The sequence below is a fragment of the Microbacterium sp. LWO12-1.2 genome (assembly GCF_040675875.1).
Classification (GTDB): Bacteria; Actinomycetota; Actinomycetes; order Actinomycetales; family Microbacteriaceae; genus Microbacterium.
The window spans coordinates 2,501,378-2,514,024 of the sequence record NZ_JBEGII010000001.1; the positions used below are offsets into that span (position 1 = coordinate 2,501,378).

Annotated in this window: 11 protein-coding genes; 6 read left to right on the top strand and 5 right to left on the bottom strand. The window is 66.5% G+C overall.

Annotated elements, in window-relative coordinates:
* Window positions 1-47 precede the first annotated feature (47 nt).
* From MRBLWO12_RS12080 to MRBLWO12_RS12090, 3 genes are read right to left on the bottom strand one after another with little or no spacing between them, the layout of a single operon-like run.
* Window positions 48-1,994: a YhgE/Pip domain-containing protein gene (locus MRBLWO12_RS12080; protein WP_363555783.1), complete on the bottom strand. Its 1,947-nt coding sequence runs from the start codon at window positions 1,992-1,994 to the stop codon at window positions 48-50.
* Window positions 1,991-2,773 carry a hypothetical protein gene (locus tag MRBLWO12_RS12085; protein WP_363555785.1) on the bottom strand — a complete coding sequence of 261 codons (783 nt, stop codon included), beginning with the start codon at window positions 2,771-2,773 and terminating at the stop codon, window positions 1,991-1,993. The genes MRBLWO12_RS12080 and MRBLWO12_RS12085 overlap by 4 nt, the downstream gene beginning before the upstream one ends.
* 50 nt (window positions 2,774-2,823) lie before the next feature.
* Window positions 2,824-4,077, bottom strand: coding sequence for a metal-dependent hydrolase family protein (locus MRBLWO12_RS12090; protein WP_363555787.1), 1,254 nt, complete (start codon window positions 4,075-4,077; stop codon window positions 2,824-2,826).
* A gap of 226 nt (window positions 4,078-4,303) precedes the next feature.
* Between MRBLWO12_RS12090 and MRBLWO12_RS12095 the strand changes: the two genes are divergently transcribed.
* The 4 genes from MRBLWO12_RS12095 (at window position 4,304) to MRBLWO12_RS12110 (ending at window position 8,617) form a co-directional block, all read left to right on the top strand.
* Window positions 4,304-4,555 carry a LapA family protein gene (locus MRBLWO12_RS12095; RefSeq protein ID WP_363555789.1) on the top strand — a complete coding sequence of 84 codons (252 nt, stop codon included), beginning with the start codon at window positions 4,304-4,306 and terminating at the stop codon, window positions 4,553-4,555.
* 81 nt (window positions 4,556-4,636) lie between these two features.
* Window positions 4,637-5,659, top strand: a complete 1,023-nt coding sequence (locus tag MRBLWO12_RS12100) for a linear amide C-N hydrolase (protein ID WP_363555791.1) — start codon at window positions 4,637-4,639, stop codon at window positions 5,657-5,659.
* A gap of 7 nt (window positions 5,660-5,666) precedes the next feature.
* Complete coding sequence (locus MRBLWO12_RS12105; protein ID WP_363555793.1) at window positions 5,667-7,262, top strand: LuxR C-terminal-related transcriptional regulator; 1,596 nt, start codon at window positions 5,667-5,669, stop codon at window positions 7,260-7,262.
* Complete coding sequence (locus MRBLWO12_RS12110) at window positions 7,262-8,617, top strand: threonine/serine ThrE exporter family protein (RefSeq protein WP_363555795.1); 1,356 nt, start codon at window positions 7,262-7,264, stop codon at window positions 8,615-8,617. The genes MRBLWO12_RS12105 and MRBLWO12_RS12110 overlap by 1 nt, the downstream gene beginning before the upstream one ends.
* On the opposite strand, the gene MRBLWO12_RS12115 is transcribed toward MRBLWO12_RS12110, so the two are convergent.
* Together MRBLWO12_RS12115 and MRBLWO12_RS12120 are read right to left on the bottom strand one after the other, a co-directional pair.
* The gene (locus MRBLWO12_RS12115) at window positions 8,591-9,253 is read right to left on the bottom strand and encodes a response regulator transcription factor (protein WP_363555797.1); all 663 of its coding nucleotides are present in this window, start codon (window positions 9,251-9,253) and stop codon (window positions 8,591-8,593) included. The genes MRBLWO12_RS12110 and MRBLWO12_RS12115 overlap by 27 nt on opposite strands.
* Entirely contained in the window at window positions 9,250-10,440 is a 1,191-nt protein-coding gene (locus tag MRBLWO12_RS12120) for a sensor histidine kinase (RefSeq protein WP_363555799.1), read from the bottom strand. The genes MRBLWO12_RS12115 and MRBLWO12_RS12120 overlap by 4 nt, the downstream gene beginning before the upstream one ends.
* A gap of 159 nt (window positions 10,441-10,599) precedes the next feature.
* Between MRBLWO12_RS12120 and MRBLWO12_RS12125 the strand changes: the two genes are divergently transcribed.
* Entirely contained in the window at window positions 10,600-11,301 is a 702-nt protein-coding gene (locus tag MRBLWO12_RS12125) for an ABC transporter ATP-binding protein (RefSeq protein ID WP_363555801.1), read from the top strand.
* Complete coding sequence (locus tag MRBLWO12_RS12130) at window positions 11,298-12,602, top strand: ABC transporter permease (RefSeq protein WP_363555803.1); 1,305 nt, start codon at window positions 11,298-11,300, stop codon at window positions 12,600-12,602. Before MRBLWO12_RS12125 ends, MRBLWO12_RS12130 begins: the two co-directional genes overlap by 4 nt.
* Window positions 12,603-12,647 lie beyond the last annotated feature (45 nt).

Here is a 12,647-nt window from a genome sequence, read left to right on the forward strand (position 1 = left end):
CAGATGCAGCGGAGTGGATGTGGGACGTATCGTGCGGCTGACGCCTCCTAGACCTCGACCGGCGGGTAGAGGCGGTCCATGTTGTACTGACGGTTTCGTCGGGCGGCCCAGGTGGAGATCGCGAGGAACACCACCGTGAGCAACGCGATCGTTCCGATCGCCACCCAGAGTCGATAGTCCGCGCCGCCCAGGATCATGAAGCGCAACCCGGTCACGGTCGCCGTCATCGGATCGATCCAGTGGATGTACTGGAACGGCAGGGTCGTCACGGCGACGGGGTATACCCCGCCGGCCGATGTGAGCTGGACCATGAGGAAGGCGAGTGTCAGCACACGTCCGACGGCCGGGCCGAGGACCGCATTGAACATCTGGATCATCGCCATGAACATCGCGACCATGAGCAACATGAACCCGAAGGTGCCCCAGGGATTCGCGTACTCCATCCCGAGACCGAAGCGCACGACCAGGTACAGGATCGTCGCCTGCAGGAAGCCGATCGCGAGAGTCGGCGCGTACGATGCCAGGACCGTGCGGAAGGATCCGAGCCCCTGGGCCAACGGCCGTGCCTGCAGAGGCGTGAAGAGCATCCAGGCGATGATGCCGCCGACGAACAGGGCGAGTCCGAAGAAGAATGGGGCGAATCCGTAGGCGAAGGTCTTCGCCTCGTTGTTCGTGACCTGCTTCATCACTACAGGGTCGGCCAGAGTCTTGATGAAGCTCGACTGCTGATCGCTGTTCCACGTCGGGATCAGCTTCATTCCCGCTTCGACTCCGGTCGCGAGTTCCGCGGTTCCGGCGACGAGACGGGGCATGTTCGCGGTGATCTCGTTCGCTCCGTCGCTGAGCTGCACCAACCCGCTGGCGAGCTGGTCCGCACCGGAGCGAAGCTCGTTCGCCTTCGCGGTGACCTCGTTGAGCGTGCTGTTGATGCCGCCGGACTCGACGGCGCGCAGGATCACGTTCACGCGACTGCTCGGGTTGTCGAACTCGCTGGCGAGGGCGTCGACGTCGCTGCGGAGGCGATCGAAGGCGATCGAGACCTCCTGGCCGACGGCGCTCTGTCTGATCGAACTCTGGACACCTTCCAGCCGGTCGGCGAGCTCCTCGTCTCCAGAGGCTCGCACATCGTCGATCACGACCTGCAGATCGGCCTGCGCCCGCGCGTTCGCGTCGGCGATGCCGCTGAGTGCCCCGTCGACCGCGTCCGTGTTGCTCCGGATCGACGATGCGAACTGCTGCAACTCGGCGGTGGTGAGTCCGTTCGCGTTCACGGCACGTTCGACCTGTCCGACCGCACCGTCCACGGCACCGACGAGCTCGTCGAGCGCACCGGACAGCGTGCCCGCTCCGCCCTTCGCCGTCACGAGTCCGGCGGCGAGCTGATCGGCGCCGGTGCTGAGCTCGTCGACTCCGCTGTTGAGCTGCTCGACGCCCGCAGCAGCCTGGCGGATCTTGGGCAGCTCGCCTTTGATGCCGGTCACGACGGCGAGGAAGACCTGCTCCCCCACCTGCGCCGTGACGTCGTTGATGACCTCGGCGGCGGCATCCTGACCGATCACGGTCGAGAGGTAGTTGTTCGCGTCGTTGTACGTGAAGATGAGATCCGCCTGGCGCGGATCACCGGTGGCTGCCGACGCGATCGACTCGCTGAAGTCCGCAGGGATCGTGATGGTGAACGCGTAGCGTCCGTGAGCCAGGCCTGCGGTGCCTTCCTCCTCGTCCACGACGTGCGTCTCGAGCTGACCCGAGGCGACGATCCCCTTCACGACCTGCGTACCGGCGTCGATGGGCTCTCCCATCGATTCGGTGCCCTCGTCGAGGTTGACGATCGCGACGGGGAGATGGTTCACATTGCCGAAGGGATTCCAGAACGCCCACAGGTACAGCGCGCCGTACAGCAGAGGCATGAGGATGATCACGACGACGGCGAGGCGCGGCATACGCCCGCGGTAGTAGCGCTTGAAGTCACTGCCCGGTGAGAATGCGGCGATCATCGGCCCGTCACCTCTCGCTCCAGGATCGCGAACTCCTGATCAGTGAGGTTCGGGACCTCGATCACGTCGGTGATGCCGTCCTGTTTCTCCACCCCGTTGATGTCCGCCATGATGACGGTCTGCTCGGAGCCGAGCGCGATGAGACGTTCGCGGAGGCGCTGGGATGCTTCGATGCTGGCGAGCGTGTCCACCCCGCCGACGACGAGCAGCGGAGGTTTGCGGATGTTGGCGACCGCGATGCGGAACAACGCCGCGGTGAACTCCGGGAGCTCCTCGACCATCGCATCCATCGTCGGCAACGAGTACTCCCCGAAGACCGGACGGCAGATGCGTTCGAGGTCCTCATCGGTCGACTGCGGCACCCACTGATACCACTTGGCTGCCCAGCGCACCTGTTCCGTCACGATGTCGTGCACACGGATCGTCTGGGGGATGCCGTCGACCTCGTCGATGTTGGCGATCGCCGCTCGATCGAAGAGGTGGTGCGGCTTGTCGACGCGCCCGAAGGCCTCCAGCGTCCCCGTCGTCGGCTTCATCCGGCCGCCCAAGGTCAGCAGGAGCGCTTGGCGTCCTCGTCCTCCTGCGGCCACCAGCACCGTCACCCCGCCGGCACGTATGGTCAGGTCCACCGGTCCATAGATGTGGCCCCACGACGCATCGACGCCGATTCCGGTGGCTGTGATGAGCACCTCACCGAACGCGGCGCGGCGCCCGGCACGGGTGCCGACCTCGCTCTCGGTCAGAATCTCGGTCACGCTCTCGTCCGTCATGACGGCCACGGCCCTTCTCTTCGGTTCATGCGGAGACTTCCGATCCGGCACGCATGTGCTCACAGCGAGTTCTTGATGATCTGGCCGCCCTTGACGATGACCTTGAAGTTCGTGTCGGGGTCGGCGATGAGCGAGATGTCTGCGAGCGGGTCGCCGTCGACGAGGATCAGATCGGCCCACCCGCCCTCGGCGATCACGCCGAGCTTCGCTGCACGGTAGGTATTGCGCTCACCGGCGAGCTCGAAGAGCGCGGCATTGCCCGAGGTGAGCATCTTCAGAGCGTCGACGTTGCTGTAGAACTCCCCGAGTCGCGCAGCCATGGTGCTCTGGCGCGCTGCCGACTGGGGTTCGAGAAGCAGGTCGGTGCCCCACGCAGTCTTGACGCCGTGCTGCTTCGCCCAGCCGTACACCTCATCCGTGCCCTGGCAGATCTCGGTGTTCTTGGCCGCACGAACAGGGTCGGGGTAGTGGTGATCGTCCTCCGCGAACGGCTGCATCGAGAGCCACGCGCCCTTCTCACCGATGAGGCGGACGGTGGCCTCGTCGGCGAGGTGACCGTGCTCGATCGAGCTGACGCCGGCGTCGAGCGCCCGCGCGATCCCGGCCGGCGTGTACACATGCGTCGCGACGTAGGTTCCATAGTCGGTCGCCGCCTGCACGGCGGCGCGGATCTCGTCGGGCGTGTACTGCAGCGTGTTGAGCGGGTCATACATCGACGCCGCTCCCCCACCGAGGGTGAGCTTGATCTGGCTGGCCCCCATCTTGAGCTGCTCCCTGACCGCGGCGAGCACCCGCGGCACCCCGTCTGCCACACGCGTGAAGTGGATGTCCTCCGTGCGGCTGGGCTTGCCCCCGAACTCCTCAGGCACGTCGTAGACGAACGAGAAGTCGGCGTGCCCCGAGGTCTGCGAGATCATCGCTTGGCTGGGGAAGATGCGAGGCCCGTCGAAGACGCCGCGGTCGATGAGCGACTTCACGGGAGCGGTGTCGCCACCCATGTCGCGCACCGTCGTGAAGCCGCGCAGCAGCATCCTCTTGGCCTCGGCGATCGTGTTGCCGTACAGCGCACCCGTCGGCCCCTGCAGGAACTCCACCATGCTGTTCGCGTTGCCCATCAGATGCACGTGCGCGTCGGTGAGACCGGGCATCAGGAAGCGGCCCTTGCCGTCGATCTCCACGACGCCGTCTGAGGCGTCCCCCGCGACCGGGGAGGAGGAGACCGCGACGACATGTGGACCTTCGATCAGGACATCGACATGGTCCTGCGTCTTGTCGCTGACGCCGTCGAACACGCGAACGTCGCGAATGATCATCCTCTGCGGAGCATGTGTTCCTGGGGTCATGGCCGCGAGACTATGCCGACGGCGGAGCCCCTCGACCACGCCCACCGGAGATTTCCCCCGGGGCGTCACTCGGGTGATGATCTGCCCCGTCATCTGTGTTTCACCCGCCTCTCACCCTCTCGTTTTCGAGCCTCCGAAGTGAGTAATGTCCTTGCTGTGACGCCCGCGGCCCCGCGGATGCACGAGGAGGAGAGAGATGTCCAAGACGGAACGCACGGCCGCCGACGGTGTTGATCCGAACGCCACACGCAACGGCGCCAAGGCGATCGTCGCGATCATCATCGCGATCGCCGCCCTGTCCTTCGTGTTCTCGAACGTCGCTCCCGCGACGTTGCGGTTCCTGTTCCTGGAGTTCACGATGCCCGCATGGGGATGGTTCCTCGCCGTCCTGGCCGCGGGAGTCGTGATCGGGTCGCTGTTCCCCTGGTTCCGCCCCCGGAAGAAGTAGCGTCTTCCATGCCTCGGCAGGCATAGAAGACGGACGGGGCCTCCGCCTCCGCGACCGAGCTACGAGAGAGAAGATGCGACGATGTGCACACGAGTGGTCTGGCCCGACGCCGCAGGCGCGGTTCTCGTCGGACGGAACATGGATTACCACCGCGACCTGGGGACCAATCTCTGGATTCAGCCACGGGGGACGCGACGCGACGACGGAGTCGATGGGGTACTCGCGTGGAGCGCGCAGTACGGCAGCATCGTCGCCACCGCGTTCGACATGATCTCGGTCGACGGCATGAACGAGGCGGGACTGGCCGGACACGTGCTCTGGTTGGCGGAGTCGTCGTACGGAGAACACGATCCTTCTCGCCCTGCGCTCAGTCAGGCCGTCTGGCTGCAGTACTTCCTCGACAACTTCGCCACGGTGGCTGCGGCCGTCGAGTGGATCGAGTCGAATCGCGTGCAGGTGGTGCAGCTGACCGATCCCGCGACCGGCGAGGTCCCCACCATCCACCTCGCGCTTGACGACGCCTCCGGCGACTCGGCGATCATCGAATACATCGGCGGCGAGATGACGGTGCACCACAGCCCCGAGTATCACGTGATGACGAACTCCCCTGCATACGATCAGCAACTCGCCCTCCTGGCGCGGATCGACGGCTTCGGCGGCGACGCCCCTCTGCCCGGAACGACCCTCGCCACTGACCGGTTCGCGCGCGCGGCGCACTATGTGCGACGTCTGCCGCAGCCGTCGACACCGCTCGAGGCCATCGCGTCGATGTTCAGCGTGATCCGCAACGCCGCCCAGCCGTTCCGCCTGCCCGATGCCGGAAAACCGGATGCGTCGCAGACGATCTGGCAGGTCGTCGCCGACCTCACCCGGCTGCGCTACGTGTTCGAGTCGACCACGCGCCCCAACATCGTGTGGGTCGATCTCGCGGATGTCGATCTCTCGGAGGGGGCGCCTCAGCTCGTCCTCGACCTCGGCAGCCGGCTCGCGCTCGAGGGCGGCCTCGCGGGAAACGTCTCCACCAAGTTCGAGGATCGCGGCGACCTCCACCTGCTCACTCTCAGCGATCTCCGCCGACTCGCCGCGCACTCGGGCGAAGGCTGAACCGGCGATGCCCTCCGGCTCGCGCACCTCTTCAGAGCGCTCGCAGACTCTGAATCTGACGGATGCCGACAGCGCGATCCAAGAGCTCCGCGACGCTGTGATCGCCGGCCGGTCCGAAGCCATCGCCCGTGCGGCGATGCGCAACATCTGGCCGCTCTACAACGCCCATTTCGACGAACTGACCGCGGCCGTGGAGTCGCTACCAGGTCCGCTCCTGAAGGAGTACCCCGTCCTGCGCATCCTGCACCGCATGACTCCGGTGCTGGCGAGGACGACCGCCCCCTTCAAGCCGCTCGTGAACCCTGCGGACGCGCGCGGAATGAGTCCGGACGAGCTCGACATCCTCCTGCTGGTGCAGATGGTCGCCTTCCGCCTGAGCGGTGATGTCGCGGCGGCCATGATCCACGCGCGCAGACTCCAGGAGCGCATTCTGGAAGACCGCGGCAGATCACACGAGCAGCTCGATGGTCCGCTCTGGTTCTACCACCAGCAGATCGGCACGACCCTGCTCGCCGCAGGCGAATCGTCTCCCGCATTGCGGGAGTTCGCCACGGCCAGGGAGCTGGGGATGCTCTCGCGCCAGCCCGACGCGGCGCGCATGATCCTCGGCCGCACCGCGCTCGCCCACGCGGTCCGAGGATCTCTCGACGAGGCGGAGCGGGCCCTCGACGAGCTCTCGCTGCTCCCGGCGCCGGCTGCCGCACATCGCGCCTCGACGACGATGACGGAACGCAGCGCGCGCGCACTGGTCGATGTGGAGAAGATGGCTCCGGATGTCGAGGCGCTCCTCCCCCAGCTCGAGACCTACGACAGCATCGAGTTGACCTGGCCTTTCGCGCTTCTGGCGCGGACTCGTCATCTGCTCGCACGGCAGCAGGCCGACGAAGCACTCGAGGTCGTCAGACTGGCGAGCGATGCGCATCCGGATCAGCACGGATCGTTCGCCTCCGACGTCATCAACTCACTCTCGGTCGAGGCTCTCTGGGCCTTGGGGGAGCGGAGCGCCGCTCGGCGGTTCGGTGAGTCGACCATTCGTTCCGGACATCTGACGCGATTGGCGATGATCCGCCTGGAGCTTCTCGAGTCGCACCTCGAGGATGCTGCACTCGGTCTCCGCGCACTCGCCGGTGACCGTTCGCTGGGCCCGGGCCCGCGCGCCGAACGGAGCCTGCTGTCGGCATGGTTGGAGTGCGCGCTGACCGACACCGTCGGTGCCGCGACGGCGCTGCAGGTCGCGCGTCTCACGGAGCGCACGGGCACGCGCCGGCTTCTCTCCACGATGCCGCTCCAGCTCATGCGGCACGTGCAGCAGCGCCTCCCTGAGCGGGACGCGGCGATGTTCGAGGCGACAGCAGTCGGCCTCGCCACAGTGGATCGTCCCCGGCCGCCCGCACTCACATCGAGTGAGATCCGCGTGCTCAACGCCCTTCCGCACCACCGGACGACGGCGGAGATCGCCGCATCGCTGTACGTGTCGCCGAACACGATCAAGTCCCAGCTGAGATCCCTGTACCGCAAACTCGACTGTTCCACCCGGGAGGATGCGATCGTCGCCGCATCTCGGCTGCATCTGCTGTCGGGCGACATCGTGCAGGGACCGTGATGCGTCCGATCAGTCGCGCGGGAAAGACTCGCCCCGGCGTCATCGTCCGCGCGCAGAGCGCCCTCCAGGCATTGCGGCCTCACGCCGCATCCGAGCTCCTCCCTTCGGTCGATGCCGGAATACCCACGATGCTCGGGCTTCTCGGGGCCTCTCTGCTGGACTCGTCACAGGCGACCAACGACGTCGAGGAAACGCTCGACGGGCTCGCCGAGCGCTACGACCGCAGCGATCTGCGGGTGTTCGTGCTGCCGACGCTGATCCTGGTCGAGGATCCTCGGAACGCGTCGTCGCAGACCTCCGTCTTCGCCGCGGGCGGTGACGCTCTCCGGCTGGATCAGGTCGACGCCGTGGAGAGACTGGTGCGCAGGGCACGTGAGAACGTGACCTCACCGGATGACGTCGTCGCCCGGCTCGAGGAGATCCGCTCGAGGCGCCCGCGCTTCGGCCCCGTGCTCACGGTCTTCGGGTACACGCTGCTCACGGTCGGTTTCGGCCTCGTACTCAATCCGACCGTCACCGCCCTGCCCGTCTATCTGGTGCTGGGGGTGATCGTCGGATCGATCGTGCTGATCGGCAACCGGATCGCCACGCTCTCGTTGATCCTGCCGGTGCTCACCGCGTTCTCCGTGACCCTGCTGATCTCATTGCTCGTCCGCCCGCTCGTGCACGACGACGTGCTTCGGCTCGTGGCGCCGTCGCTCGTGTCGTTCCTGCCCGGGCTCACGCTCACCATCGCAGCCGTCGAACTCACCTCAGGACAGATGATGGCAGGTGCCAGCCGTCTCGTGTCCGGCATCGCACGGCTCGGTCTGCTCGCCTTCGGTGTGTACGCGGGCATCTCGATCGCGGGTCAGCCGCCTGCACCGACGACCGCGCCGACGCAGCTCGGCAGTTGGGCGCCGTGGGTCGGGATCGCCTTCGTCAGCCTCGGCTACTACCTGTACTCCTCGGCGCCCCGCCGCTCCCTGGTGTGGATCCTCTACGCCCTGGTGGTCGCGTACTCCGCGCAACTGCTGGGCGACGCGCTGGTCGGCGCCGAGATGTCGGGGCTCATCGGCGCGATGATCGTCATCCCCGCAGTCATGCTCGCCGGTCGCCTCCCATCGGCGCCGGCGACCGCGGTGATGCTCACCTGCGCCTACTGGCTCCTGGTTCCTGGGGCCATGGGATTCATCGGTCTGAGCGAGGCCGCATCGGGTACCTCAGGCGCGACGAGCACCATCCTGCGCACCTTCGGCTCGCTCACCGCGATCGCGATCGGCATGCTGCTCGGCGCGGGTTTGAGTCGCGATGTCACGGCCATGTCGCGCGGGTGGCGGCAGGGGCGCTCAGGTTCCCGGGGCGAGCAGACCTGACTCGTATGCCAGGATCACCAGCTGTGCCCGGTCGTGCGCCTGGACTTTGACCATGATCCGGTTCACGTGCGTCTTCGCGGTGTGCGGCGAGATGACGAGCTCATCTGCGATGTCCTGGTTGGAGCGCCCCTGCGCCACCATGAGGAGCACCTCTCGCTCGCGCTCGGTGAGGTGATCCAGCTCCGGACCTACCCGGCGCCGCGGTGCGGGTGCCGACACGAAACGATCGATCAGTGCCCGCGTGGCCACGGGCGAGAGGAGCGCGTCGCCCGCATGGATCGCTCGCACGGCGCGGACGATCTCCTGGGGCTCAGCGCCCTTGCCGACGAACCCGCTCGCGCCCGCACGCAGGGCGGCGACCAGGTTCTCGTCCTCCTCGAAAGTGGTCAGGATCAATACCTTCGTGTCATGCAGTTCCGGCGTGGCGCAGATCTTCTCCGTCGCGGCGATTCCGCCCAGGCCCGGCATCCGGATGTCCATGACGATCACATCGGGCCGGAGCACCGCTGCCACATCGACCGCCTCTTGCCCATCTCCCGCCAGGCCGACGACATCCATATCCTCGTGCGCCGACAGGATGTCTGCCACGGCGTGACGGACCAGCGGTTGATCGTCGACCACGAGCACGGTGGTCATGACGTCTCCCGTGTGAGCGGCATCCTGGCCACCACCTTCCATCCCCCGGGTGCAGGCCCTGCCTCCACTGTTCCACGCACGGATGCCACCCGCTCGCGCACCCCGATCAGGCCCAGCCCTGAGCTCGTCGGCCGGAGCGCAACGGAGCGTTCGGGGCGCAACGGGTTGGTCACGCTGATGGTCAGATCGCTGCCTCCCACTTCGATGAGGACATGCGCACGGCTTCCCGATCCGTGCTTGTGCGCGTTGGTCAACGCCTCCTGAGTGACCCGATAGGCGACGAGTCCGATCGCGCCCGGTATTCGATCGACGTCACCCTCGACACGGGTGGTGACGTCGAGTCCCGCATCCGCGAACTGCGCGACCAGGTCATCCATGTTGTCCACACCGGCCTGCGGTATCGGGGAGTCGTCGTCAGAGTCATCGGCGCGCAGGATCGCGAGCAGGTCGCCGATCTCGCTGAGCACCGTTCGTGCCGCCGTACGGATCGTCGCCATCGACTCCTTCGCCTTGTCGGGGAGCGTGTCGATCGTCGACGACGCCACACCGGCGCTCAGACTGATCACGGCGATCTGGTGGGCGACGGTGTCGTGCAGATCTCGTGCGATACGCAGGCGCTCCTCACTCACACGCCGTCGCGCCTCGGCCTCCCGCGTCTGGACGGCACGCTCAGCGCGATCGTTGATCGCCGTGATGTATGCGATCCGCGACCGTGCCCCGTCGCCGGCTGCCGTGGCGAACGCCACGATCAACCCGAACTGGAAGATTCGCGGATCGATCACGCTCCCGATGGCGGCCGGCAGCGTCAGCAACGGGATCGCCACCACCGCGCAGGCCCCGATGATGAAGCCTCTCCTCCGCGGCCCCCGGAAGGAGACCTGGAACATCGCGACGCCCACGGCGACCGCCACTCCGATCGCGAGGGTCCCCGCGATCGCCGCGAGCCCGAAGATGACGAGAAGCACGATGAGCACGGCAACCGGCCAGCGGTGCCTCCAGGGCAGCACGATGATCGGCGCGAGCATCAGCGCTGTCGTCAGCAGCCCGGTCGATTGGAATCCTGCGAACGGCGGATGGGCGAACGCGAGCACGAGTACGGCGGCACCGACGATGATCTCCGTCACCCATCGGGGGACTTTCGGATGCGGATCCGCAGGGGCATCCGGGAGATCGGTCAGGGTGGCCACTCCCCCAGTGTGCTCCTCTCCGTGTGGCGGTGTCATCCGGTGGGCGTGGTACCTGCAGATACCACGAGCGCAGTACGCAGGTGTCCATGCCTGTGGGATGTGACGGGACCGGTCCGGCGCGATCGTTGAAGGACCAGCCACCACGAACGGAGCATTCCGATGCCGACACCTATCCTCCAGGTCAGGGACGTGCGCAAGTCGTACGGCCGCGGCCAGAACCGGTTCGACGCGCTGAAGGGCGTGTCCTTCGACATCCGTGAGGGCGAATCCGTCGCGATCATCGGCAAGAGTGGCTCCGGGAAGTCGACGCTGATGCACCTGCTCGCGCTTCTGGACGTCGCCGATTCCGGCACCATCGCCTTGGCGGGTGCCGATACGGCAGGTCTACGCGGTTCGCGCTTGAACAGGACTCGCAACAAGACCTTCGGATTCGTCTTCCAACAGTTCTTCCTCACCGGCAACACCAGCGTCCTCGACAACGTGATCCTGCCCCTCAAGATCGCCGGCGTCCCCCGCGGCGAGCGCAGGCGCCGAGGCATGGCCGCTCTCGAGCAGCTCGGGCTCGCCGAGAAGGCGAAGAACAAGGCTGCCAACCTCTCCGGCGGGCAGAAGCAGCGTGTGGTGATCGCCCGCGCGCTCGTGAACGACCCGCGCCTGATCTTCGCCGACGAGCCCACCGGAAATCTCGACACCCAGACCGGCGCCACGGTCGAAGACATCCTGTTCACCCTGAACCGAGAACACGGCATCACCCTCATCGTCGTCACCCACGATGAAGATCTCGCGGCGCGCTGCGATCGCCGCATCGTGATCCGCGACGGCCAGATCATCGAAGACACCACGAAGGAGATCGCCGCATGAGGACCTCAGATCTGATCGCTTCGGCGGTATCGAACACCTTCCGTTCCAAGACACGGATGATCCTCACGATCCTCGCCATCTTCGTCGGTGCATTCACTCTCACCCTGACCAGCGGACTGGGCACAGGCATCAACAACTACATCGATGACACCGTCTCCGGCGTCGGCGCATCCGATGCGATGACTGTCACGAAGAGCAGTGAGAGCGGAACGCTCGCACCGGGCCAACCCAGCACCGAACCCCGCGAGTATGACCCGAATGCCGTCTCCAGCGGCATCCCCGGGATGACCGTCAGCGCGCTGACCCCCGACGACGTCGAAACGATCAAGAGCATCGACGGCGTTCTCCAGGTCGATCCCGTTCGCACCATCACTCCGGACTACATCCAGGCAGGTGACGGCACCCGGCTCGTCGCGTCGATCGGCAGCCTGATCCCGGGGCAGAGCGCCGTCTTCGCCGTAGGAACCGAACCGGACGCCGATTCCGATTCCTTCGAGGTCGCCCTCCCCGCCGCCTACGTCGAGCCCCTCGGGTTCGCAGACCAGGATGACGCGATCGGACAGAGCGTCACCATCGCGATCACCGATGCCGACCGCACCTCGCACACGGTGGAGGCCACCATCGTCGGCATCACCGAAGAAGGTCTGGCCAGCGCAACAGGCTCCAGCATCCTCGTCAACACCTCACTCGACGATGCGCTGTTCGATGCGCAGAGCACCGGTCTCTCCGCAGAGCAGGCCGACCTCTACGCCAGCGCCACGGTCTGGTTCGACCCCGACGCATCCGACGAGGAGATCGCGACGCTGAAGGAGTCGCTGGCCGACGAGGGCTACACCGGCACGACCATCGCCGATCAGCTCGGAATGGTCACCACCGTCATCGACGGCATCGTGCTCGTGCTCAACGCCTTCGCGATCATCGCGCTCCTCGCCGCGGCCTTCGGCATCGTGAACACGCTCTACATGTCCGTGCAAGAACGCACCCGAGAGATCGGGCTCATGAAGGCGATGGGAATGGGGTCAGGTCGCGTCTTCACCCTGTTCAGTCTCGAGGCGGCGTTCCTCGGATTCCTCGGCAGCGCCATCGGCGCCGGCATCGCCATGCTCGCCGGTACCGCGATCAGCAGCGCCCTCGCCGAGGGCTTCCTGGCAGACCTACCAGGGCTCACGCTCATCGCCTTCGACCCTGCGTCGATCGGCGCGATCATCGTGCTCGTCATGGTCATCGCCTTCCTGGCCGGCACGCTCCCGGCAGCCCGGGCAGCCAAGGCCGACCCCGTCGAGTCGCTCCGCTACGAATAGCGGCGCCTGAGACGAGAGCCGCTGCCGCAGCTGATCGTCTCCGCG